The sequence below is a fragment of the Cohaesibacter sp. ES.047 genome, assembly GCF_900215505.1.
Taxonomy (GTDB): Bacteria; Pseudomonadota; Alphaproteobacteria; order Rhizobiales; family Cohaesibacteraceae; genus Cohaesibacter.
This window is the reverse complement of sequence record NZ_LT907844.1, coordinates 4,628,306-4,653,025: the sequence shown is the minus strand read 5'-3', so window position 1 is coordinate 4,653,025 and position 24,720 is coordinate 4,628,306. Positions and strand designations below refer to the sequence as shown.

Below are 24,720 nucleotides of genomic sequence, written 5' to 3'. Positions count from 1 at the left end.
TACCTGGTTCAGGTTTGTGGATTGATGGTTTCCTGTTCTGTTTGTTGGGTCAAGTTCTGATTTTCTTCTGATCGCCTCATACTGTCCCCTTTGAGCTCTATTCGGTGCGCATTGTGAATAATTTGATCAAGGATGGCATCGGCAATTGTCGGCTCGCCGATCATCTCGTGCCATGCCGAAACGGGAAGTTGAGCCGTGATGATGGTTGATTTGCGTTGGTATCTTTCCTCGAAGAGCTCGAGCAGATCGAGGCGCTGCTGGTCTGTGAGCGAATGGGTTCTCCAGTCATCCAGGATGAGCAACTGGACGCGAGCAAGTTTGTCGACCAGCCTTGGAAAGCGCCCATCGAGACGGGCCATGGCCATGTCCTCAAACAGGCGGGGCATTCTGACATAAAAGACGGAATAGTCGAGCCTGGCGGATTGGCGTCCGAAGGCGCAGGCGAGCCATGTTTTGCCGGTTCCGGTTTGCCCTGTGAGAATGATTTGTTCATGAGCCTTAATCCAGTCTCCTTGAGCGAGAGAAAGGATTTTGCTCTGATCAAGGCCACGATTGGCAGCGAAGCTGATGTCTTCGATGCATGCATCAGGAAAGCGCATTTTTGCATTGCGCAGCCTGTTGGCAAAACGCTTGTCGGCTCGGGATGCTACTTCCTGGTCGAGCATAAGGCCAAGCCATTCATTCCGATCTAGGGATTGCCCAGGATCTTGTTCATTCAGGCTCTTCCAAGCTTGTGCCATTCCGGTCATGCCGAGTGCGGCCATTTGGTTCAATGTCGGGTGTGTCAGCATTCTTTCTCTCCTGTTTTGATGTTTGTTGATTACTGGTAGTAGGTTGCGCCTCGGATATTGTCGTGGCTCGGTGCTGGAGGGGCGGGTTCCTGGTGCGCGGGTGCCTTGTCGAGACCGGATACCAGGATGGATTGAACGGATTTGTATCTGACCGTCTCGCATGTCAGAGCCCTTTGACAGGCTGCTTCCAGTCTGTCTGTTCCGAACCGGCGTTGTAGGCTCACCCCCCCCAGTGCCGAGCGGAAACCCTGCTCGGGGTGTGGCCGATCTCGCATCAGGCGTTCCACCAACAGGGCGGTGTGATATCCAATGCGGGCAGCCTGAGCGACGAGGGTTTGAGGCGTCATGCCTGCGTGACGCTGGTGGGCCTTGGGCATATGCTGTGTAATCGTGGAATGGCCACCCCGATCCCGCCTGCGCTGATGAACTGCAACCCGCTCATGATTGCAAAATATCTCGACAACACGATGGGTTAGCCGGACATCAACCTGCCGTCCGATTAGCTTGTGAGGGACGGAATAGAAACCTCGTAAAATCTCGACATGATAGTCGAGATGCACCTTGGCCCGTTTCCATTCGGCATATTCAAATGGAGTGTCGGGCAACAGACGCAGGGCAGGCCGTTCAATCTCTTCAAACAGTTCCTTGCGGGATCTTCCGATCCGCCGCATTTGCTTGTTGTTGAGCACCACCAGCAATTCCGCGATGGTATTGTTCAACGCTTCAATCGAGAAGAATTGCTGATTGCGCAGCCGGGCCAGGATCCAACGTTCGACAATCAGAACCGCTCCTTCCACCTTTGCCTTGTCGCGCGGCTTACGTGGTCGTGTCGGCAAAATGGTCGTGTCGTAATGGGTTGCCATGGCTTCAAAGGTGGCAGTTAGCGATGGCTCGAACCACAATGGTGTGGCCACGGCGGCCTTGAGATTGTCGCAAATGATGGCCTTGGTAACGCCGCCGAAAAACTTCAGTGACCGAACTTGCGCATCAATCCAGTCCGGCAGCTTCTGGCTTCGAGAGGCCCAGGCAAATGTGTAGTTCGAGGCTCCGAGGACTGCGACGAAAATCTGGGCCTGATATGCCTCTCCGGTCGCAGGATCAAAAACCGGAATAGTGTGGCCGGCATAATCGGTCTGAATGGCCGCACCCGCTTCATGCCGGTTGCGAAAACGGGGATTGGCCCGGCACTCGAATTCCCTGAAACGAGTGCAGAACCAAGTATAGCCGTAACCTTCGGGATGGACCGCCCTATATTCCTCCCAGAGCAAGGTCAGGGTCACACCCTTGCGCTTCAATTCCGTCGCAATATGGCGCCAATCAGGTTCTGCATCGTCACGCGGTGGTCGACCTACATTCTGAAACAGGGCTGCCCGCAATTGCTCGTCATCATCGCGATCGGCTGGTATTGGCCAGCTGTTCAAGCCAGCGTCACGGGCTCGGTGAAGGTAGGTGGCAACGGTTGTCTTGCTCAGCTTCATTCGCGCAGAGACCTCTCGTGTAGAAAGCCCCGGATCATGCGTCAGCCGTAATATCTCTCGTATATCTTGCACAGTCGTGCGCCTCACTTGCTTGCGTCGGGGCATGCTCCCTCCTGATCTGTTCTTCGACCAAAAGAGTGCCCCAATTAGGCAGGTAAGGATCAACCAAAATTATGCCTTGAAAACTGTCCGGGTTTTTGTGAAATCGCTGTCCGGTATTTAATGAAACGACTGTCCGGGAATTACTGAAACCCGCAGGCAAATAGCATGAGCAAAATTTCAATGGGTCAATACACCTCCTTCAATCAGTCGTGCTGGAGCCTTGGCCTGAGCAACGCCGTCCGTACAGAATCTGCAGGCATATTTGGGGCGGCGGGTGACAATGACCCGGAATTGCGCTGGGATCACATCATGCCGTTCGGTCACATCCTCACCGATACAGTGCAACTCACCACCACAGGAGCAAACCAGATTGTCTGGTTCGATCACCTCTTCGATGCGCGGCAAATGCTGCTTGACGTCTAACCTGTGAGAGTCACGAAGGGAACTATCGCTATTCCAAACGCGAGATACGGGAATTTACCGGAGTAGCGGATGGCACGGTGGCGGCAATGAGACGCACCTACAAAGCATTGAAAGCGGATCAAAGTGAAATCCCCGCTAATTGGCAGGATGCTCTGAGAGTTGCAAAAGGCACCGACAATAGGGAAATGACTGATGAGGATCGAGAACAGATGATTATCGCCATAGCGGACGAGATGGATAAGCAGTTTGGTAAACCTGTCGCTGAAGCTGCAAGACGGTGTCCCGAGGCACTGCAGATAGTCCTAGAACTACGCATGGGCAAGGAGTTCGGCTTCATGATTGAGACCAACGCACCATTGAAAGATGAAGACGACGACTTTCCTTTCTAGGGGCGAGTAATTCTCATGGGGCCAAATTTCTGAGAGGCCTATCTCTATAACAAGCGGTGGGACTATGGAGAATTTTGTGCCCTGGCGCTTTGATTACGCCATTTGGAAACGATCTTCGAACATTATTGCGAACTGGCTTTTCACTGAGTGCCATTCGCGCACGGAGCGTTTCCATTCCACAGAAGTAGCATTCAGGGCGAGATAAATCAATTTCGCAGCTGCCTCGTCACTGGGGAAATGCCCGCGGGAGCGAACGGCCCGGCGGATTTTCGAGTTCAGTGCTTCAATGGCGTTCGTGGTGTAGATCAGCCTGCGCACTTGGGGCGGATAGTCAAGGAACGGGATCACCTCGTTCCAAGTCCGGCGCCAACTCGGCGCGATTGCCGGGTATTTGGCGGCAAGGTCGCTGTTTTCGAACTCCGCCAGCGCAGTCTCCGCGGCTGCTGCGTCCACAGCGGTGTAGACAGCCTTAAGAGCCGCTGCGACGGCCTTGCGATCCTTGTAGCTGGCAAAGCTCATGGAATGGCGCAGCAGATGCACGATACAGGTCTGGACCTGGGTCTGAGGAAAGGCTGCCTCGATGGCCTGGGGGAAGCCCTTCAGACCGTCCACGACGGCGATGAGAATGTCCTGAACGCCACGGTTGCGCAGATCGCTGAGAACTTTAGCCCAGAACTTGGCACCCTCATTGGCCTGGAACCAAAGCCCCAGAACGTCGCGGGTGCCGTCCGGGAGAACAGCCAGGGCCACAAAAACCGCCTTGTTCAGAACCACGCCGTCGGTGCGGATCTTGACCCGGATCGCGTCCATGAACACAATCGGATAACACGGTTCCAGCGGGCGGTTCTGCCAGGCGGTCACTTCCTCCATCACGGCATCGGTGATCGCCGAAATCAGGCTCGGGGACGCCTCTATACCATAGATATCCTCGATATGCCCCTGGATCTCGCGGGTCGTCATCCCGCGCGCGTACATGCTGATGATCTTGGTGTCGAACTCGGGAAAGCGGCGCTGATACTTGGCGATCAGCAGAGGATCAAAGCTGCCGTTGCGGTCACGGGGAATGTCGAGAATGACCTTCCCGCTGTCGGTGGTCACCGTCTTCTGGCTGCGGCCATTGCGACGATTTGGCGCCTGGTTCGCGCCTTCAGGCGGCGCATCGGCGCGTTCTTCGGTCAGATGCTCGTCCAGTTCGGCGCTCAGGGCTCGTTCGGCCAGCGCCTTGGTCAGTTCTTGCAGAATCCCGTCCTCTCCGAACAGATCGCCCGCTTTGCGGCCTTCCATCAGATGATCCAAAAGGGCTTTGTCGATGCTCATACGTGGGTCTCCTCATATTAGAGTTACCACGCCAGGGCACAAAATTCTCCATAGTCCCAAGCCATGCAGTGGCATCTGGAAGAAATCTCCTGCCAAGTCGCTGATGGAGCCCACGCAATCCTCATTCTCTATCAGGCAGGCTGGCACACAACGCAAAATCTTGACGTGCCGGACAACATCACATTGCTCCCGCTACCACCAAGGTCTCCTGAATTGAACCCGGTCGAGAATATATGGCAGTTCATGCGGGAAAATTGGCTTTCCAACCGGATCTTCTCATCCTACGAGGAAATCCTCGCGATATGTTGCGAAGCTTGGAACAAACTCGTCGATCAACCTTGGATCATCATGTCCATCGGATTGCGAGAATGGGCATATCGGTTCTGAATTCTGCTCGATGGTATAACTGGCAGGCAACAGGGCAAGGGGAGCGTGTAGGGCGCTCCTCACTTCCATGAGGATGAAGGAGAAAGACCGATGGTGGCGCCGAAGGGAAACAGATATTGGGCCAAGCGCCGCCGGAATGGCCGCAAGCCGCTTTACGAGACGCCGGACCAGCTCTGGCGGGCCTGTGTCAAATACTTCGAGTGGGTGGAAGCAACCCCGCTCAAGCAGGAAGAGATCATCAAATACCGGGATCGCTATGAGCGCATCGAACTCAACAAGATGCGGGCCATGAGCAAGAAGGGATTATGTGTCTTTCTCGACATAGATCCGAAGACCTGGGAAGGTTACAAAACAAGGGGTGAAGATTTTTTCCGTATCATAACGCGGGTGGAAGACATCATCTGGGACCAGAAGTTTACCGGCGCAGCCGCGGGCATTCTCAATGGCAATATCATCGCCCGTGAACTCCCCCTTGGCGACAAGGAAGCCGAAGAGCCCGAAGCCCCCGCGGCCCTCCACCCAGGACATGGCCAAGGCCATCATCGAACTCATGGCCAGCACAAAGGCTAAGAAACAGGGGTGAAGGGGAGGAAGGACGGGGAGGGAAGAAACCGGTCATTCCCTGCGGGTGTGAGATCTTTGTTGTGAACGAACAATGCTGCCATTTGGAGGCCCGGTGTTCATATGCGGAATAGAGTACTTGGTCTGTTGATTAAGTGCTTGCCTCATAAGCCCTATAAGAAAAACAGTAGGCGGTCAGCCTCCTAATCATGTTCCTGATACTCCCAATATGGGTCTGTGCGGTTGAATTCGAGAGGGAGCTCGTGAGGATGGTTATCTGTGCCGCAGAATTCCCGGCTATTGTCAATCGGCACAGCTTTGCGTCGTCCTCCTGTTTTTGCAGGAAGTCGAAAGAGCTCGGTGATTTTCTATGCTCTATCGGTCAAATCAGTTGGATAGTGCAGCTCATCCAGACAATACTTGCGGCTGCGACATCTTTTCTGTTCATTGTTTTCCAATCTTTTCGATAAAGATGACTTGTCTTCAACCTATTGATATTGCTCAATTACTCTTAAATCGTGCTTTGAGATTTTTGGAACTTCTTCTCTAGGGTCAAAACCCATTGATACCATTGAACTGGCAAAGCAAATCAGATTCAATCTGCTCAATCAATAGATTGGAGGCTTGAATGGGACACCTGTTTTGGTTGTCGGATGCGCAATGGGCGGTTATTGAGCCGCTTTTGCCGAATAATAAAGGCGGTGCCCGCCGGGTAGATGATCGCCGAGTGATTTCCGGTATCATCCATGTTTTGAAGGTGGGCTGCCGCTGGTGTGACTGCCCTGCAGAGTATGGCCCCTCGACAACGATCTACAACCGGTTCAACAGGTGGTCGCACAAACGGTTCTGGGTTGATCTTGTTGAGGCTCTGGCAACCTCAGGTGCCGTGATCAAAAGCACGGCTATCGATAGTACCTATGTCAAGGCACACCGCTCTGCCCATGGCGGTAAAGGGGGGCGAAAAATCAGGCTATCGGTCAGAACGTGGATCTTGGTGGTTTGGCGAGAAAGAGGTAGCACTAACGTACCCCCAGAAATATATCTGCTTTAATCGGCTGTGTCTGAGTGTTCGCTTCCACGGCATATGGCTGCTGTCCGCCCGACCATGCCGCTGTTGCTAGGGTTGTACCGAGGGCTCTTTTCAAGTTTCTGGGACCACTTCAGCGAGGCAAACCAACTCAACCAAAGACAGTTCTTGCCCTAAAAGAGGTGTTTGACGCGGGTCCAGGAATTGAGGATGTGCTGCTCAAGGATGAAGCCAAGGCGGTCTCCGTCGCGTTTCTTCAAGGCATCAATCATATCCTGATGCTCACTCACCGCATCGTCCCAGAAGTCTGTGTGTTGATTGCCCATAAACCGGATGCGCTTGAGGCGTGCCTGCAGATTGGCTTGCGTTTCAGACAGCGCACCATTGCCAGCATATGATGACAGCTTTGAATGAAACTGCTGATTAAGCTTGTAATAGGGCATTCGGTCTCGCTCGTTCCAAAACTCGAGCATCCGTTCATGAATGGCCAGCAGATCTTCAATGTCTGCGTCCGACGCCTTCTGGCAAACCAGTCGTCCGGCAAGCTTCTCTGTATGGGCCAAAAACTCGAGCATATCCTGCACATCTTTGGCTGTGAACTCCCGTACAACGCACCCCTTTGAGCGTTGGGAAACGACGAGCCCTTCCGCCCCAAGGGTGCGAAGGGCCTCGCGAAATGGCGTCCTGGATACCCCCAATTCATTCGCGAGAGCAACTTCGTCGATCCTCGATCCAGGTTCCAAATATCCTTCGATGATCATATCGCGAATCTGGTTTGCCACTTGATCGTGTAATGCCAGCTTCTCAATGGCGACTGGTCCAGCCGAATGCAATGTCAATTCTTGCAAAGCTTCCTCCCACGTAAGTTTGAGAAACCGGATTATAGCGAAAAAAAATTGAAAGGCGAGCCTTGCGTTATTCATTCATTATGCATTATACATAACACAAAGAGGGAGTGAACGATCTTTTCGACACACGAAAAGGACGAGGCAAGACTCGTAGGAGGCCAGGCAATCTGTCATTTGCAGCGCGCATGATCACAGATTGTGGAGTTTTGCGATTAGGCGCATTCCCTTGGAAGATTTAGTCAGACCGTCTTCGCGAGATCCGTTGAAGGGTGCCGCGTTGGCAGATCGCATAGAAGGGTAAGGCGTATGGACAAAGGATTGAGAGTGGCAATGGCGATCGGGGATGCCGGAGGCATCAGTCCTGAATTGGCAGCAAAAGTCATTGCGGATCCGGATGCCAATCTCGATGATCTCATGATCTTCGCAGACCGACGTGTAGTGGAGCAGGGTGCCGAGATTGCGGGTGTAGAGATCAGTATACCCACCGTATCTCTTGATCAGCTTGATGGGCCGCTGCCAGAGGGTAGTTTTCTGGTCGATATGGCAAATTGCGATCCCGCTACGGTCAAGAAGGGAGCGGCTAGCGCTGAGGGCGGTCTTGCTTCGGTGCAGAATTTCCGTGCCATCTTGCTGGCGTCCAATGCCGGCTATGCAGATATCGCTTTCTTCACACCGTTCAACAAGTCTGCAATGCGACTTGCCCAGTCAGATTATGTCGACGAGATCGGTTTCATCGATGCGACGATCCACCCTAAGGAAAGCGGGCGCGAGTTCAACGTGCTTGATGAGGTATGGAATGCACGGGTGACATCCCATGTTCCTCTTTCTGCCGTCGCAGGATTGATCACCGAAGACAAAATCTACAACAGTCTCTGCCTGACCAACAAGATCATGAAGGGGGCCGGTCATCCGGATCCAAGAATTGCTGTTGCAGCCCTCAACCCCCATGCCGGGGACGGGCGCAATTTCGGGACTGAGGATGACGACATACTTCACCCTGCCATCGAGCGGGCCCGTGCCGAAAACATGCTTGTTACTGGCCCCGTGCCATCAGACACGGTCTTTGTGCGGGCGACGCGAGGCGAGTTCGATGCGGTAATGACCATGTATCACGATCAGGGGCAGATCGCCATGAAACTGATCGGCTTTGATCGCGGCGTCACCCTGATAGCCAACTATCCGTTTCCAATCGTCACACCAGCGCATGGCACCGCATATGACATTGCAGGAAAAGGGATTGCCGATCTCGGTGCGACGCGCAACGCGGTCAATCTTGGCCGGAAATTGGCGCTCATGGATCGGGGAGGATCCAGGAAAGCCAGTGGTGAGCCGCTATCCCTGCTCGTGTCCCGAGCACTTGATCCTGATCAGAAATGGGAAACAGTTTAGCGATTTAGCTTTTGAAGAGCCGAACATTGTTCGGTGTTAAAACCAGAGGGAGGAAGACCAATGAAACATGTTCTAGCGACTGCATCCGTGATTGCACTCGCCCTCGTGGGAGGCGCAGCCAATGCGGCAGAATTTCCCGCTGACACCATCGAGGTCGTCACGCATGCAGGCAATGGTGGCGGGACTGATGTCACAGCCCGGATGATGATGGTCAAGGCGCGCCGCGAGTTGGGCGCGGACATGGTTGTCGTCAACAAAAAGGGTGGCGGCGGTGCCGTTGCTATGGACTATTATCTCGACCTGCCAGCAGACGGGAACTCGATTTTGACCTTCACGATCGGCCATTCGGCAACGATTGCGAAGGGCAAAACCAAAATGACCCTCGACGACATCCGTCCAATTGCCCGCGCGACCGATGACCCTCAGATCCTGATGGTCAAGTGTGGTGCCTACGACAGTGCGGAATCCTTTGTCGCCGCTCAGAAGAAAGCACCCATCGCTTACGGCACCACACATCTGGGTAATATCGATGACGTCTCGGCCTTCATGTTCACCATCAAGGGGGGCATGAAAACGCCCAAGATCATTCCTTTTGACGGTGGTGCAGAGCTCGCAACTCAGTTGATTGCCGGTGCGGTTCAGTCTGCTGTTCTCAATTTGGCTGAGGCAAGTTCCCAGATTGAGGCTGGCGACATTTGTCCACTCGTGGTTCTTGCTGACGAGCGCATGGCCGGTTTGCCGGAAGTGACAACCGCCAAAGAACTGGGCATTGATGTCAGCTTCTCCACGGTTCGTGGGTTCGTCGTACAAAAGGACGTGCCGGACGATGTAGCAAAGAAACTCGAAACTGCTTTGCTGAAAGCCATGAAAAGCAGTGTCTATCAGGGCTATCTTGAATCGGTGGGTCTCGACAACACCTCTGTCGCGGGCGCTGAAGTTTGGGGCAAGCAGCTCAAAACGATGGATGTCGACATGAGAACTGCCCTCAAGGAGCTGGGCTTTATCGAATAAACTGACCTAGGGGCGCGATGATTTCTGTCCCCCACGTCAGGTGTCATCGCGCTCCGCTTCTTCGTTTTCCAACGGAGCAGTTTCCGACATGCCGATCAATCAGAGCAATAGCGCATTCTGACACCCAAACACGATGTCTCCCTTATGCTGTGCGCTGTGTCCTTTGGTTGCAGATAAAGTTCCAGAGGCTCCATCATGCAATCCGATCAAAGTCATACACGATCAACACGTTACGGACTTTCTCACTACGTCATTCCAACTGTCATCATCGTATTTTGTGCGTTGGCTTTCTGGCTTTCGACCCAATTCGATCGTGTTCCCCCAATTCTCAAACGCGGTCTCCAACCATCCGATTTCCCGCAGCTCATCATCGGGTTGATGATCCTTCTGTGCCTGTCTCTGTACATCTGGGACAAGGACGAAGCGCCTGACCCATTGCCGGGCATCGTCTGGAAGACGATTGCGTTGCTGGTCGGTTTCGTCGCGATTGCTCAGATCGACTTGATGCTCGGGATTGGCCTGTTCAGCGGCTGCCTGACAATTCTATGGGGTGAGCGTCGCCCTGCAATGATTGCGATCGTTGCAATCCTCGTCCCGCTGGGGGCTTTCTTCCTCTTTGATCTGGTCTTTGAAGTTCGATTCCCGCGCGGTCTTCTGACGAATTTCTGGTACGGGTGATATTCTTATGGATGCTGCATTCAATGGTCTGCTTGCCTTAGCGGACGTCAATCTCTTGGGGCTCATTCTGCTTGCCACGCTCGGCGGCGTGCTAATCGGGGCATTGCCCGGACTGAATGGCACCACAGGGGCTGCCCTACTGCTGCCCTTCACCATCTCGATGGAACCGATAGCGGCAATCGCCGTGCTGACCACAGTCTATTGCGCCGCAACCTTTTCTGGCGCAATCACGGCAATTCTCATCAACACTCCTGGCACGTCTGCGAGCGCAACAACCTGTCTGGATGGCTATCCTCTGGCGCAACGGGGCGAGGCTGGCCGCGCATTGGGAATGGCGGCGGTGTCCTCCACCATCGGCGGCATAATATCTGTGATCCTTCTAATGCTGGCCGCGCCCTTCCTGGCTCGCGTCGCCTATAATTTCGCGCCGCCAGAGTATTTCGCCCTGACCTTGTTTGGCCTGTCCATGCTGGCAACAATTGGCAATGGCGCACCGGTCAAGAATGTGCTCGCCGGGGCTGCTGGGGTTCTCCTTGCGACGATCGGCATAGACCACTTAACGTCGATCGAACGCTTCACCTTTGGCCTCAACGAGCTGTCCGAAGGTATCGGGTTTGTTCCGATGATGATTGGCCTGTTTGGGATTTCAGAGCTGCTTTTCCAAGCGGAGAGGCTTCATGTCAAACGTCGCCAGATTACCATGAAGGCAATCCAACTGCCCACGCGGGAAGACTATCGCAAGGTCTGGAAAGTCATTCTGCGCAGCACGGGGATCGGAACCTTCATCGGCATTCTGCCAGCCGAAGGAGCAACAGTGGCCTCAATGATTGGCTACAGTGAAGCCAAGCGTTGGTCCAAGACCCCCGAAGAATTCGGCCATGGCTCCATTGAAGGAATCGCAGGATCGGAAGCAGCAAACAATTCTGCCACCGGTGGTGCGATGGTGCCGACGTTGGCACTCGGAATTCCCGGAAGCCCCACCGCTGCAGTCATTCTGGCTGGCTTGATGGTTCACGGTTTGCGTCCCGGGCCGACACTCTTTACCGAGCAGGCCGACTTTGCCTTTGCTATCTTCTGGTCGATGCTCCTGGTCAACTGCCTGTTCTTCTTCATCGGGCTTTGGGGTGCCAAACTTTATGCGCGCGTGACACTGATCCCGCTCAACATTCTATGGCCGATTGTCTTCACCTTTTCTATCATCGGGGCATATGCGCTCGATCAGTCCATGACGGATGTCTGGATAGCATTGGGCGCGGGCGTTCTGGGCTTTTTCATGCGGCGATATGGATTTTCAGTTGTCCCGCTGGCCATCGGCCTCATCCTTGGCGGAATGCTCGAAACCCGCTTCGGCCAATCTATGGTGATGCTGGACGAGAAATGGTGGCTGATCTTCTCGCGACCTTTGTCCCTGTTCTTCATTCTTTTGACCGCCTTGGCGCTCTTCGGGCCCGTGATCTTCGGGCGAAGACGCAAGAAGAAGGCCGCAGCAGAGCCGAACGCCGAACCCGAAAGCACCACCTAGTGTGGTGCCTTGGGCGCGGCTCAAGGCACCCAACTGCCCCCTTCAAGCGAACAGATAACGAGGATCCTCATGAGCGAATACAGATGGACACGAGATAACTGGCCCATAGCGGCTGCCATGATCCCCTTCCCCAACACGCTCACAGATGGTCGGTTGGTGCAGGATATGCCAGCCAGCCATTGGGAAGAGACGCTTTCCGAGGTTGCTGAGGCGGGTTTCTCAGAGCTGGACCCGACAGATTCCTGGCTGAGGATTGCCGATCTGGAAGCCTCTCGACTTGACGAGTTTCTTGCAGTTACTCGATCTCTCGATCTTTCAATCCCAGCGATCTCGACCTCTCGGCGCAGTGTCATTGATCCGGAAAACGGGGACGAGAATCTGGCCTATTGTCACCGGGTGATCGACACGGCCAGCAAGATTGGGGCAGAAGAGGTCACCTTTGGCCTTTTTGGTGCGTTGACGGACGAGCAGAAGAAGGCGCTTTGGTTCTGGACCGTAGATGGTGAGAAAAATCCAGATGATCCAGCGGTTTACAACAAGGCCGTGGCCCGGATCCGGGAGCTGGGGCAGCATGCCGCAGAGCAAAACATAGAAGTCTCGCTGGAAATGTATGAGGATACCTATATCGGGACTGCGGATGGTGCGGTCAGGTTTGTCGAGGATGTGGATTTGCCCAATGTCGGCATCAACGCGGATATTGGCAATCTCATCCGCTTGCATCGGCCAATGGAGCATTGGCAGGAGATGATGGCCAAGATTGCGCCCTTCCTCAAATATTGGCACGTGAAAAACTATATTCGCGTCGAGGATCCGGTGACTGGTGCGATCATGTCTCATCCGGCAACCATGGAAGCAGGCATCATCAACTATCGTGCCGCGATCAAGCTTGCATTGAAACACGGCTTCAAAAGCGCTTTTCTCTGTGAGCATTACGGTGGCGATGGCCTGACCATTGCAGCCCGCAATCGAGATTACATTCGCAGCATTCTGCCCCGCACCTGAACAAACGTTTGACCGGGCTTGCACGTCTGCCTTCCGACGGGCGTGCAGCCTGTCCGGATGCTGGCCAATGCCAGACAATATATTTGAGGAGGAACACATGTCACTGACGCAGGACCATCAAACCAAAAAGCTGATGAACGCGCCCGAAGAAATCATTCCGGAGATGATTGAAGGAATGGTTCTGTCACATCCCGATTTATTGAAGCTCGAAGGGAAGACGGGGCGAGCGGTTGTCGCAGTCGATGGCCCGCGCGATGGCAAAGTCGGAATCGTGGTTGGTGGAGGATCGGGTCATGAGCCTGCATTTGCCGGTTATGTCGGTCGCGGGCTTGCCGATGCTGCGGCGGTTGGCAATGTCTTTGCCTCTCCATCACCGGAACATATCAAAGAGGCTGCAATGGCAGCAGACGGCGGCGCCGGGGTGGTCCTTCTTTATGGCAACTATACAGGAGATGTGCTCAATTTTGACATGGCGGCAGAGGAATGCGCAGAGTTGGGCATGGATGTACGCTCCGTTGCGGTGATTGATGATGTGGCGTCTGCGCCAAAAGAGAAAGCTGGTGAGCGTCGCGGTATTGCCGGCGACTTTTTTGTCTTCAAGGTCGCCGGTGCCGCCGCCGATCAGGGACGCTCGCTTGAAGAGGTATATGCCGCAGCAAACCACGCCAATGCCTCCACCCTGTCCATGGGGGTGGCCCTTTCGGCCTGTTCCATGCCCCAGACCCTCAAGCCCAATTTCGACATCGGTCCCGATGAGATGGAAATCGGCATGGGCCTTCATGGTGAGCCGGGTATGCGGCGCGGCAAGGTGGACACCGCCGATCATGTGACCGAAACGCTGATGGATATGATCCTTGGGGAAATGGCCCCAGAGGCAGGCGATGAAGTCGCGGTGCTGGTCAACGGCCTTGGGGCGACGAGCCCGATGGAGCTCTATCTGGTCTTCCGCCGGGTCGCCCAGATCCTTGGGGCGAAGGGCGTAAAGATATATCATTCCTGGGTTGGCGAATATTGTACCTCGATGGAAATGGCAGGTGCCTCCGTCACTCTGATGAAGCTTGATGAAGATCTCAAATCCCTGCTGGATCATCCCTGCCGCACTGTCGCCCTCACGGTAGGCAGCGCACCTGTGCCGGTGGCCGGTGCCACGCACACCGCGCGGAACTATGAGGCAGCAAGCCGGGCTGATGCCATTGATCGGGCAAGCCTGAAGGCCGACGGGTCGATTACGCCGGAGAACTTCCGTGCCATGATGCAAGCCGCAGGCAACGCGATTGCGACCGAGAAGGACCGCCTGAGCGAACTGGATGGTGTGATTGGTGACGGGGATCACGGTGTCACCATGGATATCGGCTGGACGGCCGTGATGAAAGCGCTGGAAGGAGCCTCGGATCAGGACACCATCTCCCAGACTTGCACCAAGTCTGCCAAGGCCTTTCTCGACGCAGTCGGGGCCTCGTCCGGTCCGCTCTATGCCAGTGCCTTCAACACGGCAGGCAAAGCGGTCTCGAACCGGCTCAACCTTGATGCCTCTGCGATGGCTTCTTGGGTCGAAGGCATGCTCAACGGCATTCTCAATCGGGGCGGAGCCAGCGCGGGTGACAAGACAATGATTGATGCCTGGATGCCCGCAGCACAAGAGGCCCGCAAGGCCGCTGGCACGACGGACGATCCAGCAATCGTGCTCAAAGCGGCTTGCCGTGGTGCCCGGATGGGGGCAGATGCGACACGAGAAATGGAGAGCCGTCGTGGTCGCTCCAAAAAGCTCGGAAACCGCTCCGTTGGCCATATCGATCCAGGAGCAGAGTCGGCCTATGTGACGCTCAAGGCAATGAGTGAGGCGCTTGATAGCGCAGGTTAAGGGGATAGGAAATGGATGATGTTCACCGCATCATCCATTTCCTACCAATCAAAGAGAGTATGGCACGTTCCCGGCTGACGCCCACAGTGCGGCTGGGAAGGGTGTCTCAATTTTCTGCGTGTCGGATCTCGGCATTTGAAAGCGTTCACCCGTCCAACGGGTCAAGGCGGCCCTGATGACGCGGCAGATCCGCTGAATGTCTATTTTATCTTGTCGCATCGGCGATCTCGCACTTGCCCCAAATGGCAGCTATCCGCCAATTTTGTTGAAAAACTAATGTTGCGATGCGGCGAGAATGCTGATTCAATCTTTCCATGGGATGGGGGATTGAAAGCGATGATGGGGCGTCGAGAGAATCAGCAAGCCGAGCTATTTTATGAGTTTTCACTTGAGAGGCACGTGCCTCAGGATCATCTTCTGCGGACTATTGATCGCTTCGTTGATCTGACATCTGTCCGTGACCATCTCCAACCATTCTATAGCCACACAGGCCGCCCCTCGGTCGATCCAGAACAGATGATCCGGATGCTGCTGGTCGGCTATATCAATGGTATCCGCTCCGAGCGGCGTCTTTGCGAAGAGGTTCATCTCAATTTGGCTTATCGATGGTTTTGTCGGCTGGATCTGACCGATCCCGTTCCAGACCATTCGACTTTCTCGAAGAACCGACATGGTCGTTTCCGTGAAAGCAATCTGCTACGGGTGGTATTCGAGGCAGTGGTTGCCCGTTGCATTGAAGAGGGTGTCGTTGGTGGTGAGCACTTTGCGAGGGATGCCAGTCTCATCGAGGCCGATGCCAACAAACAGAATTCTACTGCCAAGGAAGATTGGGATCCTGACAAGATCAATCCAGAGATTGCCTCTCGCGCGGTCAAGGACTATCTCTTTGCTCTGGATGATGAGGCTTTCGGCGCGGCGACAGATGTCGTTCCCAAATTCACTTCACACTCTGATCCATCAAGTCAATGGACAGCGGCCCGTCATGGACCAGCTTTCTTTGCCTATTCAAACAATTATCTTATCGATACGGATCACGCGATCATCGTTGATGTTCAGGCCAGCCGCTCAGTGCGAACTGGCGAGACCTATGCCACGCGGACCATGATTGAACGCGCACATGAGAGGTTTGGTCTTTGGCCGGAGCGATTGATAGCTGATACTGCCTATGGGTCGGCAGAGATGCTGGCATGGCTGGTCTATGATTGGGGAATTGAACCGCATATTCCAGTGTTCCATTGCCTGGCAGGCAAGCGAAGCGCCGCCGAGAAGGGACAAATCGAAACGCGATGATGGAACATTCTCGCGGGAAGACTTTGTTTATGAGCGTGAGACGGATTCCTATATCTGTCCGGCAGGCAAGCAACTGCTCAGAAATCGCAGAAAGTTCCAGACCGTTCGTGCGGATCAAAGTGACCTTGATTTTGTCAAATATGGAGCAGCAAAAGCAGACTGCGAAGCCTGTGGCCTCAGGCAACAATGCTGTCCAAAGGGAGCTCCGCGCAGGCTTCTGCGTTCAAAATATGAAGGCGCTCGCCAGATGGCCCGCGACATAGCCAAAACCGAAGATTATGCCATCTCATGCAAGCTGTGAAAGAAGGTCGAGATGCTGTTCGCCCATCTCAAACGCATCTTGGGCCTCAGGCGGCTCAGGTTACGAGGTCCCAATGGAGCCAATGACGAATTCCTCCTAGCAGCAACCGCCCAGAACCTCAGAAAACTTGCAAAGCTCTTCCCAGGCGGACCAAAGCCGCAAACGGCGTGAGGCAATCTCATTCGTCTATTCTTGGAATACCTGAAACCCGACTAGAAAAGGTGAGTTTTTCAACGGTATTCGCCCTTTATAGACGTCTATTGCCCAACGAATCAACCGCCTGAAACTGTCTCTTACCCTCGGATTGGACCATTCCAACCGAGGGTATTTTATGACAAAGACAGAAATTTCAAAAAGTCGATTGGCTATCGGGCGAGGGCCTTTGTCGGGCCGCTGACCAAGGCGGCGTTGTTCGATGGGCGTGTTGATCAGGTGAGCGCTAGCCGCGATCTGGTGGACGCGATCTTTGCACGCGATGAACCGTCCTGGCTTCAGGTGGGGCGGTCCTATCTGGGCCTGAACGAATATAAGGGCAACCGGCACAATCCGAAAATTCTGGAATGGTGGCAGTTGATCCGCATGCCCTTCACCGATGATGAAACCGCATGGTGCGCGGGATACGTTGGCGGGGTGCTGGAAGAATGCGGGATCCGTTCAACGCGATCGGCGGGTGCAAAGTCCTATTACTGGAACCGCTGGGGGCAAGTGCTGTCTGGGCCGTGCGTCGGGGCCATTGTCGTCTTTTGGCGCAAGACGCCCAACGGCAAATATGGTCATGTCGGCATTGTTGTTGGTCGTGATCGTTATGGCAATCTCATGGTGCTTGGCGGCAATCAAGGCGACACGGTTTCGATCAAGCCATTTTCCGTTGATCGGGTGGTCTCCTATCACTATCCGAACGGACACAAGCCGGGGCTGATCGGATTTGATAATCTGCCAATCGTTGACTCTGACGGGCGCGTTTCGACGAACGAAGCGTGAGGCTCTCGTTGATTGCTGTGCAATCAACTGGCGCGCGCCTTTGTGCGTTTGCGTTCGGCGTCGACCGCTATGCGGTCTTGCCTTTTATCAACCGATCCAAAGGCCATGGGACAATGCTGCATTGATGACTTTCAACCCTTCAATGGAGCATGTGTCCCATGACTTTCTCTTCTTTCTTCAAAACTCTTTCTATGCTGGTTTGCGGCTTTGTCGCCATGGCGCTTGTTGCCATGCCTGCCAATGCAGCAACGATCGATCTTTCCCCCGCTGTCCGCTCTGGCTGGTGAAGTCGATCGCGTCCTTGCCGATGTGATTGCGGCTGTTCTGGTTGGTGCGGTCGCGTGGGCTGGCAGAAAGTGGTTTAGCCTGACCATCGACGCCAAGCAGCGCGAAAGCCTGCATGGTGCGATTGAACGGGGCATCGGCAGCGCTCTGGACGTTATGGCCAAAAAGGTGGACGGGAAGACCGCCTTTGAGGTCAACAGCGAAATCGTTGCGCTGGTCGCAAACTACGTCATCAAGATGAGCCCTGATGCGGTCAAATATTTTGGCGTTACCCCTGACAAACTGGCCGATCTGATCAAAGCCAAGTTTGGCGAGCTGTTGCTAACCGATGCCGATTTCGAGGCTGGCGAAGCCGCCTAGAGCGATTTCAGGCAAAGGAGTTGGCGACATGTGGGAATGGATCATAGGCGCTCTACTAGGCTTTCTCAGCGAGTTTGCGCGCGGTCTCTATCGTGACCATGCCGCCAGCCAAACCCTGCGAGAGGCAGGGCGGCTCGAACAGGAAAACAACCAGCTAAAAGAGCAGGCCAATGCACACACTGAGGCGCAGGCGATCAAGGAGAAGATCAATGCAGAAACAGATCTTGGCGCTGTCATTGATGGCCTTTAGCGGACTGCTCACGGGCTGCAAAACCGTGCCGGTCGATACGCTGTGTGAAGCGCGGCTTGTGCGGGTAACGCCAGCGCTGAAGACAGAGTTCAAATCATGGCTGAAGGCAAGCGGACGCCTTCGGCCTGATGCGCCGGACGGGGCAGGGCCGTTTTTGAAAGACTTGCGGGTCAATAACGATTTGATCCGGCAGCGGTGCGGGCGATAGGTGAGGGCATGATGAGCGCTGAAATCAAAGACCTGCTTTATATCGCTGCCATCGTGGCCGCTGTTTCCGGTTCCCACTTCATGCAGCGCGCCAAAATCATGGTGCTTGAAGAACGCATGAAGGGCTATGGGCGCACCACTGACAGGATATTCGACAGCCTCAAGCGGATTGAGGATAAGCTGGATGAGAAGGCGGATAAGTGAGGGCGTGTTTTAGCTAGTGACTGTACTCCACTGGATATTTACAGGTTAAAGTTGCGTTGTTCGCAGTAGCGTTTAGAGTTGCCTATAATGTGGCTTTTAGCAAAATGGACAGATGAGATGAAGGTTGGCGATCTATCGGATTATACCAAGGGCGTGAAGTTCTGACTCTTTAGGGATTCCATTTTTAGCACTGGCGTGATTCAACATGGCAAAGGAGATTTTGCCATGTCTGCCGCTTTGATTCTTAGCGATGCTTTTGACGCCGATAGTTTGCGCCGTCTTGCCAAAGGATGCCGCAATGCCAAACAGAGCCGCCGCCTACTGGCCATTGCGGCTGTCTATGACGGCATGAACCGTGCTGATGCCGCCAAAGTCGGCGGTATGGACCGCCAGACTTTGCGAGATTGGGTTCTTCGCTTCAATGAGCAAGGCACCGATGGTCTTGTCGACATCAAAGCAACCGGCGCTCCCATGCGCTTGAGCCCAGAACAGCTCGAAGAGTTTGTTGCTATCGTTGAAACCGGTCCTGATCCTGAGAAGGACGGCGTCTCTGTCTGGCGTAGCCAGGATCTGGTGCGTGTGATCCAAGAGCGGTTTGGGGTCTCCTACAAGGAACGTGGAGTACGGGATCTTTTGCGCCGCATGGGGTATGTGCGCATATCTGGTCGACCTCAACATCCAGAACAAAAGCCTGAAGTCATTGATGCTTTCAAAAAAACTTCTCCGCAACGTTGGCAGCGCATGTAGGCCATTTGCCAAAGAACAAGCCCATCGAGATTTGGTGGCAAGATGAGGCTAGGCTTGGTCAGAAGAATGGACTGGCCCGACTATGGGCAAAAAAGGGAACCAGACCACGTCTGCCAGCCGATCAGCGATATAAAAATGCCTATCTGTTCGGTGCAATATGTCCAGCGCGTGGCGTTGGCGCGGGATTGATGATGCCTTTTGCAAATACACAGGCCATGCAAATGCACCTCGAAGAAGTCTCAAGGACAGTGGCGCGCGGCGCTCATGCCGTGGTGCTGATGGATCGTGCCGGATGGCATACGACAGGGACTATGCAGAATTTTGTGCCCTGGCGTGGTAACTCTAATATGAGGAGACCCACGTATGAGCATCGACAAAGCCCTTTTGGATCATCTGATGGAAGGCCGCAAAGCGGGCGATCTGTTCGGAGAGGACGGGATTCTGCAAGAACTGACCAAGGCGCTGGCCGAACGAGCCCTGAGCGCCGAACTGGACGAGCATCTGACCGAAGAACGCGCCGATGCGCCGCCTGAAGGCGCGAACCAGGCGCCAAATCGTCGCAATGGCCGCAGCCAGAAGACGGTGACCACCGACAGCGGGAAGGTCATTCTCGACATTCCCCGTGACCGCAACGGCAGCTTTGATCCTCTGCTGATCGCCAAGTATCAGCGCCGCTTTCCCGAGTTCGACACCAAGATCATCAGCATGTACGCGCGCGGGATGACGACCCGCGAGATCCAGGGGCATATCGAGGATATCTATGGTATAGAGGCGTCCCCGAGCCTGATTTCGGCGATCACCGATGCCGTGATGGAGGAAGTGACCGCCTGGCAGAACCGCCCGCTGGAACCGTGTTATCCGATTGTGTTCATGGACGCGATCCGGGTCAAGATCCGCACCGACGGCGTGGTTCTGAACAAGGCGGTTTTTGTGGCCCTGGCTGTTCTCCCGGACGGCACCCGCGACGTTCTGGGGCTTTGGTTCCAGGCCAATGAGGGTGCCAAGTTCTGGGCTAAAGTTCTCAGCGATCTGCGCAACCGTGGCGTTCAGGACATTCTCATCGCCGTCGTGGACGGTCTGAAGGGCTTCCCCCAGGCCATCGAGGCAGCCTTTCCTCAGACCCAGGTCCAGACCTGTATCGTGCATCTGCTGCGCCATTCCATGAGCTTTGCCAGCTACAAGGATCGCAAGGCCGTCGCAGCGGCTCTTAAGGCTGTCTACACCGCTGTGGACGCAGCAGCCGCGGAGACTGCGCTGGCGGAGTTCGAAAACAGCGACCTTGCCGCCAAATACCCGGCAATCGCGCCGAGTTGGCGCCGGACTTGGAACGAGGTGATCCCGTTCCTTGACTATCCGCCCCAAGTGCGCAGGCTGATCTACACCACGAACGCCATTGAAGCACTGAACTCGAAAATCCGCCGGGCCGTTCGCTCCCGCGGGCATTTCCCCAGTGACGAGGCAGCTGCGAAATTGATTTATCTCGCCCTGAATGCTACTTCTGTGGAATGGAAACGCTCCGTGCGCGAATGGCACTCAGTGAAAAGCCAGTTCGCAATAATGTTCGAAGATCGTTTCCAAATGGCGTAATCAAAGCGCCAGGGCACAAAATTCTCCATAGTCCCATACGACAAGCAGACTCAACGTGCCCAAGAATATCACCATCCTCCTGTTGCCTTCCAAATCACCGGAACTGAACCCAGTTGAGAATATTTGGCAGTATCTGCGCGGTACCTTCCTGTCCAATCGGGTCTTCGAAGACTATGCCGCCATTCTTGATGCTGGTTGCCAAGCATGGAAGAGCCTCTCCGCCAACCCAACCATCATCCATTCAATAGGTATGAGAAAATGGGCTCAAGAAGGTCAGAATTAAATGCCGTTGGTATTACATCAGACAAGCTGAAGCAATTTCTTTCATAATTGGCGCCGGTGCCTCTAAAAGTGCTGGTATACCCTTAGCTTCAGGGCTTGTCGCTCTTATCGCCGACAAATACGGACATTGTTTGAGGGGGCTCTCAAAAGAAGACAAGAGCAATTACGGTAAGGTTATGTCCAAGCTTTCGCCACAAGAGCGCAAAGCGTTGATTGAACCTTTATTGCGGGATGCTAGTCTGAATTGGGGTCACGTCGCCTTGGCAAGCATCATTAAGCAATCGAACGTTAAGAGAGTGCTTTCCTTCAATTTTGATTTCCTCTTGGAACAAGCTTTTAGTCTCCTTGGCGAGCATTTGCCGGTTTACGATTTCGGCATTGCACCAGCATCAAATATTTCTGGATTGGCGGATAAGGCGGTCTTCCATTTGCACGGCCAGAGCTATGGACTTAAGCTTTTGAATACGGAAGAAGAGACACGTAATCATGCCGAGAATCTTCGTCCGCTCATTCAAGATAGTCTGTGCAATCACGTGACGATTGTGGCTGGTTATAGTGGCGACGCTGACGGTGTTTTTCAAACAATGCTTGAAGCATACAATGGCGACAGTCGATTGTTTTGACTGGGTTATGAAGAAGAGCCTGGAAGTTACATCAAGCCTTTGTTTGAGAAGCCTTATGCATTTTACATTGGTGGCTGTGATTTTGACCTTTCAATGATCGAAATTGCGCGGGGACTAGAATGCTGGCCGCTTCCTATCATGGAGAACCCACCAAAACATGTGATGGCACAGTTGCGTCCACTTCCTGAATTCCCCATTGGCGAAGAGAGTGAGACAGCAGTTTTGCATGAGACGTTGTTGCATTTGAATCGCATTTCACAACAGTGGGAAGACGATCGAACGGATGAGGAAAAAGATGCCGCCGCTTTGATTGCCGGGGTTCCAGTAGAAGAGCAAACTGACATTTCTGAATATTCTGTCGAAGCAAAAAGAATAAGTGGGTGGAGATATGTTTCGGCCGCAAATGGGCTTGTTGATGAGGCTCGGGGTCTTGACAGAGACGCTCGATCAGAGAAGTTCCAGCAAGCTTATGAGAAATTTGCCGAGGCGGTTCGGATCAAACCCGACAACCATGACGCGTTGAACAATTGGGGCAATGCGCTGATGAATGAGGCTCAAGGTCTTGACGGAGGCGCCCGGTCAGAGAAGTTCCAGCAAGCTTATGAGAAATATGCCGAGGCGGTTCGGATCAAACCCGAGATGCATGAAGCGTTTTACAATTGGGGCGCTGCGCTGAGCGATGAGGCTCAGGGTCTTGACGGAGACGCCCGGTCAGAGAAGTTCCAGCAAGCTTATGAGAAATATGCCGAGGCGGTTCGGATCAAGCCCGACAACCATGACGCGTTGAACAATTGGGGCAATGCGCTGATGAATGAGGCTCAAGGTCTTGACGGAGGCGCCCGGTCAGAGAAGTTCCAGCAAGCTTATGAGAAATATGCCGAGGCGGTTCGGATCAAACCCGAGATGCATGAAGCGTTTTACAATTGGGGCGCTGCGCTGAGCGATGAGGCTCAGGGTCTTGACGGAGACGCCCGGTCAGAGAAGTTCCAGCAAGCTTATGAGAAATTTGCCGAGGCGGTTCGGATCAAACCCGACAAGCATGAAGCGTTGAACAATTGGGGCGCTGCGCTGAGCGATGAGGCTCAGGGTCTTGACGGAGACGCCCAGTCAGAGAAGTTCCAGCAAGCTTATGAGAAATTGCAGCGTACGAAGGCAATTGATGGACGGGCGAGCTATAATCTGGCCTGTTTACATGCTTTAGTTGGAGAAATAGGCTTGGCACTAGACGAGCTAGAACAATGTCTCAAAGATCGCACGCTTCCCGACAAAAATCATATTTCTCATGATCCGGATTTAGTCAGTGTTCGCGCTTCTCCAAGGTATATTGCACTTTTAGAAGCATAATCGATGAGTGAGTGGTAGTTTTGCTATAAGGCGCGTATGCTGCACCAACTGTAAAACATTATGTGTAACAAATTGTGTAACTTTGGGTGATCTGAATGCATGTAAATGACTTAATTCTGCCAGTTTAGTTTCACCTCTGGCGCGTCTCAGCCGCACCATAAAAAAGCTCCGAGCCCGATGGGCCGGGGCTTTTTTGTTTGGACTTTTCTCGATGTCTTGAAAATTGGGTTGAGGGATAGTGGCTCAACGCGGTTGTCTTGCTTGCACCGCCTTTACAAAATAAAAAAGTCCACCACGGCGCTCGCATCGGGGGATGCAGTGCCGCGGCGGACTTTTGTTGCAATTGAACCGGAGCTGATTTTCAGACCTAACGGCCGGACCTAAAGGCAGAGCAAAGGGCGAACCTGCGGGAGTTCGCGATTGCTGCTGGTCCGATCGTCGGAACCGTCATTTATCGTTCCGCTTCTCGGTTACAAAGACCGATTGGCTCAGGCGTCGCTCAGGTCCAATTTACAGGTATAGCCAACGAAGCTTGAACTGGAATTGGCAGTCGGAACGAATGCTGCTTCAGCTTTTTCACCGATGTAGCAGTGAGAGTCATTGGCAACATACCGATCAAAATTGTACTGGCCAGTCGACAGGATCACGCTGCCCTGATCCTTAATGAGCTGTTTGACCTGAGGCGCGGTCATGCTCTGCGAGTCAACGCGCTCAGCGGCCAAAGAAGGCGCAGCATACGTGACGAGTGCCAGAGCGAGTACGGATAATGCCATTGCAGGTTTTCTCATTGTCGTGTTCCTTTTCGTTTAATTGGTTTCGACACCTCATGAAATGGGGAGGCAAATCGCGCTCTTCAAGAGAGTTTTCTTCACACTTTTGATTTGCCGTGTAACAAAATTTGACAATTATTTCATATAGATATCCTTGAACTCTGATAAAGCGGCACATAACCGAAATCAAAAGATGCATATGTTCGATTTCTATCAATTTAAAGCTGATAAATTTGGTTCAATCGGCATGAATTGATGCTGAAATGGGGTGCGAAATTGCGTATTCTGCAGCGTCTAGTTTGCGCATCTCAAGGAACGAACGGCAAAAAAGTCACAATTCTGCCGCACTCCCAAAAGGCTAAATTCGCAAAATTTTTGCTGCGGCCGGAAGTTTTTTTCTTCAACGGGCTCATCTCGCATCGCTTTTCGCAGATCCAGCAATTATCCGGCTCCAAAAAACAAAGATGCAGTGCGCTTGGGCACAGGCTTTTCTATTCGCCGACATCGGATTGGTGCCGGTCGGCTTTAGTGATCTGATTTGGCTCTTGGCTAAAGGACGCCATCAGATCATGGGTCGAAAAGGAGGAGCCACCTCTTTGGGCCAATTGATGAAATCTCAGGAGATCAACGCCTTATATCTGGATCGACCTATACATTCCGCAGGGCTTCCTGTAGTTTCTGGCTCCTCATTATTGGTGCTTTA

Annotated in this window: 24 protein-coding genes and 5 pseudogenes; 23 read left to right on the top strand and 6 right to left on the bottom strand. The window is 53.7% G+C overall.

The window, feature by feature from the left end; translation table 11 throughout:
- Positions 1-8 precede the first annotated feature (8 nt).
- The 3 genes and pseudogenes from istB to CPH65_RS21340 all read right to left on the bottom strand — a co-directional run.
- Entirely contained in the window at positions 9-791 is a 783-nt protein-coding gene (istB, locus tag CPH65_RS21350) for an IS21-like element helper ATPase IstB (protein WP_096171584.1), read from the bottom strand.
- A 29-nt stretch (positions 792-820) separates the two neighbouring features.
- Positions 821-2,374 carry an IS21 family transposase gene (gene istA / locus CPH65_RS21345; RefSeq protein WP_096171585.1) on the bottom strand — a complete coding sequence of 518 codons (1,554 nt, stop codon included), beginning with the start codon at positions 2,372-2,374 and terminating at the stop codon, positions 821-823.
- 180 nt (positions 2,375-2,554) lie between these two features.
- Positions 2,555-2,782, bottom strand: a pseudogene (locus tag CPH65_RS21340) (IS66 family transposase zinc-finger binding domain-containing protein); the annotation flags it as partial.
- A 98-nt stretch (positions 2,783-2,880) separates the two neighbouring features.
- Here CPH65_RS21340 and CPH65_RS21335 point away from each other — a divergent pair.
- Positions 2,881-3,183, top strand: coding sequence for a hypothetical protein (locus tag CPH65_RS21335; protein ID WP_096175704.1), 303 nt, complete (start codon positions 2,881-2,883; stop codon positions 3,181-3,183).
- A 93-nt stretch (positions 3,184-3,276) separates the two neighbouring features.
- Here CPH65_RS21335 and CPH65_RS21330 read toward each other — a convergent pair whose 3' ends face one another.
- Positions 3,277-4,500, bottom strand: a complete 1,224-nt coding sequence (locus CPH65_RS21330) for an IS256 family transposase (RefSeq protein ID WP_096171576.1) — start codon at positions 4,498-4,500, stop codon at positions 3,277-3,279.
- 60 nt (positions 4,501-4,560) lie between these two features.
- On the opposite strand from CPH65_RS21330, the pseudogene CPH65_RS21325 reads away from it, so the two are divergent.
- The 3 genes and pseudogenes from CPH65_RS21325 to CPH65_RS21310 form a co-directional block, all read left to right on the top strand.
- A pseudogene (locus CPH65_RS21325) lies at positions 4,561-4,887 on the top strand (transposase); the annotation flags it as partial.
- 90 nt (positions 4,888-4,977) lie between these two features.
- The gene (locus CPH65_RS21320) at positions 4,978-5,457 is read left to right on the top strand and encodes a terminase small subunit (RefSeq protein WP_096175703.1); all 480 of its coding nucleotides are present in this window, start codon (positions 4,978-4,980) and stop codon (positions 5,455-5,457) included.
- A gap of 619 nt (positions 5,458-6,076) precedes the next feature.
- Positions 6,077-6,412 (top strand): annotated as a pseudogene (locus tag CPH65_RS21310) (IS5 family transposase); the annotation flags it as partial.
- A 236-nt stretch (positions 6,413-6,648) separates the two neighbouring features.
- Here the strand turns inward: CPH65_RS21310 and CPH65_RS21305 are convergent.
- Positions 6,649-7,323, bottom strand: a complete 675-nt coding sequence (locus CPH65_RS21305; RefSeq protein WP_244574475.1) for a GntR family transcriptional regulator — start codon at positions 7,321-7,323, stop codon at positions 6,649-6,651.
- Between the two features lie 306 nt (positions 7,324-7,629).
- Between CPH65_RS21305 and CPH65_RS21300 the strand changes: the two genes are divergently transcribed.
- From CPH65_RS21300 to CPH65_RS21215, 18 genes and pseudogenes are all read left to right on the top strand, one after another.
- Positions 7,630-8,712: a 4-hydroxythreonine-4-phosphate dehydrogenase PdxA gene (locus CPH65_RS21300; protein WP_096175700.1), complete on the top strand. Its 1,083-nt coding sequence runs from the start codon at positions 7,630-7,632 to the stop codon at positions 8,710-8,712.
- A 60-nt stretch (positions 8,713-8,772) separates the two neighbouring features.
- Entirely contained in the window at positions 8,773-9,723 is a 951-nt protein-coding gene (locus CPH65_RS21295) for a tripartite tricarboxylate transporter substrate binding protein (RefSeq protein ID WP_096175699.1), read from the top strand.
- A 195-nt stretch (positions 9,724-9,918) separates the two neighbouring features.
- Positions 9,919-10,401 (top strand): tripartite tricarboxylate transporter TctB family protein, encoded by a 483-nt coding sequence (locus CPH65_RS21290; protein WP_096175698.1) that lies wholly within the window; start codon positions 9,919-9,921, stop codon positions 10,399-10,401.
- Between the two features lie 7 nt (positions 10,402-10,408).
- Entirely contained in the window at positions 10,409-11,923 is a 1,515-nt protein-coding gene (locus CPH65_RS21285) for a tripartite tricarboxylate transporter permease (protein ID WP_096175697.1), read from the top strand.
- 69 nt (positions 11,924-11,992) lie between these two features.
- Positions 11,993-12,925, top strand: coding sequence for a sugar phosphate isomerase/epimerase (locus tag CPH65_RS21280; protein ID WP_096175696.1), 933 nt, complete (start codon positions 11,993-11,995; stop codon positions 12,923-12,925).
- A 97-nt stretch (positions 12,926-13,022) separates the two neighbouring features.
- Positions 13,023-14,786, top strand: a complete 1,764-nt coding sequence (gene dhaL / locus CPH65_RS21275; RefSeq protein ID WP_096172862.1) for a dihydroxyacetone kinase subunit DhaL — start codon at positions 13,023-13,025, stop codon at positions 14,784-14,786.
- 336 nt (positions 14,787-15,122) lie between these two features.
- Positions 15,123-16,548 (top strand): annotated as a pseudogene (locus tag CPH65_RS21270) (transposase).
- A 261-nt stretch (positions 16,549-16,809) separates the two neighbouring features.
- Positions 16,810-17,358 (top strand): TIGR02594 family protein, encoded by a 549-nt coding sequence (locus CPH65_RS21265; protein ID WP_244574474.1) that lies wholly within the window; start codon positions 16,810-16,812, stop codon positions 17,356-17,358.
- Positions 17,359-17,516: 158 nt separating this feature from the next.
- On the top strand, positions 17,517-17,645 hold the full coding sequence (locus CPH65_RS24855; RefSeq protein ID WP_256385201.1) for a hypothetical protein: 129 nt from the start codon (positions 17,517-17,519) through the stop codon (positions 17,643-17,645).
- The gene (locus CPH65_RS21260; protein WP_096175695.1) at positions 17,599-18,003 is read left to right on the top strand and encodes a hypothetical protein; all 405 of its coding nucleotides are present in this window, start codon (positions 17,599-17,601) and stop codon (positions 18,001-18,003) included. Before CPH65_RS24855 ends, CPH65_RS21260 begins: the two co-directional genes overlap by 47 nt.
- Before the next feature lie 28 nt (positions 18,004-18,031).
- Complete coding sequence (locus tag CPH65_RS21255; protein WP_096175694.1) at positions 18,032-18,253, top strand: hypothetical protein; 222 nt, start codon at positions 18,032-18,034, stop codon at positions 18,251-18,253.
- The gene (locus CPH65_RS21250) at positions 18,213-18,461 is read left to right on the top strand and encodes a hypothetical protein (RefSeq protein WP_157747841.1); all 249 of its coding nucleotides are present in this window, start codon (positions 18,213-18,215) and stop codon (positions 18,459-18,461) included. Before CPH65_RS21255 ends, CPH65_RS21250 begins: the two co-directional genes overlap by 41 nt.
- 11 nt (positions 18,462-18,472) lie before the next feature.
- Positions 18,473-18,664 (top strand): hypothetical protein, encoded by a 192-nt coding sequence (locus CPH65_RS21245; protein ID WP_096175692.1) that lies wholly within the window; start codon positions 18,473-18,475, stop codon positions 18,662-18,664.
- Positions 18,665-18,889: 225 nt separating this feature from the next.
- A pseudogene (locus tag CPH65_RS24750) lies at positions 18,890-19,728 on the top strand (IS630 family transposase); the annotation flags it as partial.
- 46 nt (positions 19,729-19,774) lie between these two features.
- A complete protein-coding gene (locus CPH65_RS21230) occupies positions 19,775-20,998 on the top strand; it encodes an IS256 family transposase (protein WP_096171576.1) in 1,224 nt (407 codons plus the stop codon).
- A 55-nt stretch (positions 20,999-21,053) separates the two neighbouring features.
- Positions 21,054-21,281 (top strand): transposase, encoded by a 228-nt coding sequence (locus CPH65_RS21225; protein ID WP_096175690.1) that lies wholly within the window; start codon positions 21,054-21,056, stop codon positions 21,279-21,281.
- A 175-nt stretch (positions 21,282-21,456) separates the two neighbouring features.
- Positions 21,457-21,903 carry an SIR2 family protein gene (locus tag CPH65_RS21220; RefSeq protein ID WP_096175689.1) on the top strand — a complete coding sequence of 149 codons (447 nt, stop codon included), beginning with the start codon at positions 21,457-21,459 and terminating at the stop codon, positions 21,901-21,903.
- A 39-nt stretch (positions 21,904-21,942) separates the two neighbouring features.
- On the top strand, positions 21,943-23,247 hold the full coding sequence (locus CPH65_RS21215) for a tetratricopeptide repeat protein (RefSeq protein WP_096175688.1): 1,305 nt from the start codon (positions 21,943-21,945) through the stop codon (positions 23,245-23,247).
- 488 nt (positions 23,248-23,735) lie between these two features.
- Here CPH65_RS21215 and CPH65_RS21210 read toward each other — a convergent pair whose 3' ends face one another.
- Entirely contained in the window at positions 23,736-24,020 is a 285-nt protein-coding gene (locus tag CPH65_RS21210; protein WP_096175687.1) for a hypothetical protein, read from the bottom strand.
- 252 nt (positions 24,021-24,272) lie between these two features.
- Between CPH65_RS21210 and CPH65_RS24040 the strand changes: the two genes are divergently transcribed.
- Positions 24,273-24,554: a hypothetical protein gene (locus CPH65_RS24040; protein ID WP_157747839.1), complete on the top strand. Its 282-nt coding sequence runs from the start codon at positions 24,273-24,275 to the stop codon at positions 24,552-24,554.
- Positions 24,555-24,720: the final 166 nt, after the last annotated feature.

Bases quoted from the DNA above. Each gene is read 5' to 3' on its own strand.
- CPH65_RS21210 (WP_096175687.1), bottom strand. From the start codon at position 24,020: ATGGCATTATCCGTACTCGCTCTGGCACTCGTCACGTATGCTGCGCCT.
- CPH65_RS21295 (WP_096175699.1), top strand. From the start codon at position 8,773: ATGAAACATGTTCTAGCGACTGCATCCGTGATTGCACTCGCCCTCGTG.
- CPH65_RS21220 (WP_096175689.1), top strand. From the start codon at position 21,457: ATGTCCAAGCTTTCGCCACAAGAGCGCAAAGCGTTGATTGAACCTTTA.
- CPH65_RS21320 (WP_096175703.1), top strand. From the start codon at position 4,978: ATGGTGGCGCCGAAGGGAAACAGATATTGGGCCAAGCGCCGCCGGAAT.
- CPH65_RS21245 (WP_096175692.1), top strand. From the start codon at position 18,473: ATGAGCGCTGAAATCAAAGACCTGCTTTATATCGCTGCCATCGTGGCC.
- CPH65_RS21285 (WP_096175697.1), top strand. From the start codon at position 10,409: ATGGATGCTGCATTCAATGGTCTGCTTGCCTTAGCGGACGTCAATCTC.
- CPH65_RS21335 (WP_096175704.1), top strand. From the start codon at position 2,881: ATGAGACGCACCTACAAAGCATTGAAAGCGGATCAAAGTGAAATCCCC.
- CPH65_RS24855 (WP_256385201.1), top strand. From the start codon at position 17,517: ATGACTTTCTCTTCTTTCTTCAAAACTCTTTCTATGCTGGTTTGCGGC.
- CPH65_RS21255 (WP_096175694.1), top strand. From the start codon at position 18,032: ATGTGGGAATGGATCATAGGCGCTCTACTAGGCTTTCTCAGCGAGTTT.
- CPH65_RS21330 (WP_096171576.1), bottom strand. From the start codon at position 4,500: ATGAGCATCGACAAAGCCCTTTTGGATCATCTGATGGAAGGCCGCAAA.
- CPH65_RS21290 (WP_096175698.1), top strand. From the start codon at position 9,919: ATGCAATCCGATCAAAGTCATACACGATCAACACGTTACGGACTTTCT.
- CPH65_RS21250 (WP_157747841.1), top strand. From the start codon at position 18,213: ATGCAGAAACAGATCTTGGCGCTGTCATTGATGGCCTTTAGCGGACTG.
- istA (WP_096171585.1), bottom strand. From the start codon at position 2,374: ATGCCCCGACGCAAGCAAGTGAGGCGCACGACTGTGCAAGATATACGA.
- CPH65_RS21230 (WP_096171576.1), top strand. From the start codon at position 19,775: ATGAGCATCGACAAAGCCCTTTTGGATCATCTGATGGAAGGCCGCAAA.
- CPH65_RS21260 (WP_096175695.1), top strand. From the start codon at position 17,599: ATGCAGCAACGATCGATCTTTCCCCCGCTGTCCGCTCTGGCTGGTGAA.
- CPH65_RS24040 (WP_157747839.1), top strand. From the start codon at position 24,273: ATGCTGAAATGGGGTGCGAAATTGCGTATTCTGCAGCGTCTAGTTTGC.
- dhaL (WP_096172862.1), top strand. From the start codon at position 13,023: ATGTCACTGACGCAGGACCATCAAACCAAAAAGCTGATGAACGCGCCC.
- istB (WP_096171584.1), bottom strand. From the start codon at position 791: ATGCTGACACACCCGACATTGAACCAAATGGCCGCACTCGGCATGACC.
- CPH65_RS21280 (WP_096175696.1), top strand. From the start codon at position 11,993: ATGAGCGAATACAGATGGACACGAGATAACTGGCCCATAGCGGCTGCC.
- CPH65_RS21300 (WP_096175700.1), top strand. From the start codon at position 7,630: ATGGACAAAGGATTGAGAGTGGCAATGGCGATCGGGGATGCCGGAGGC.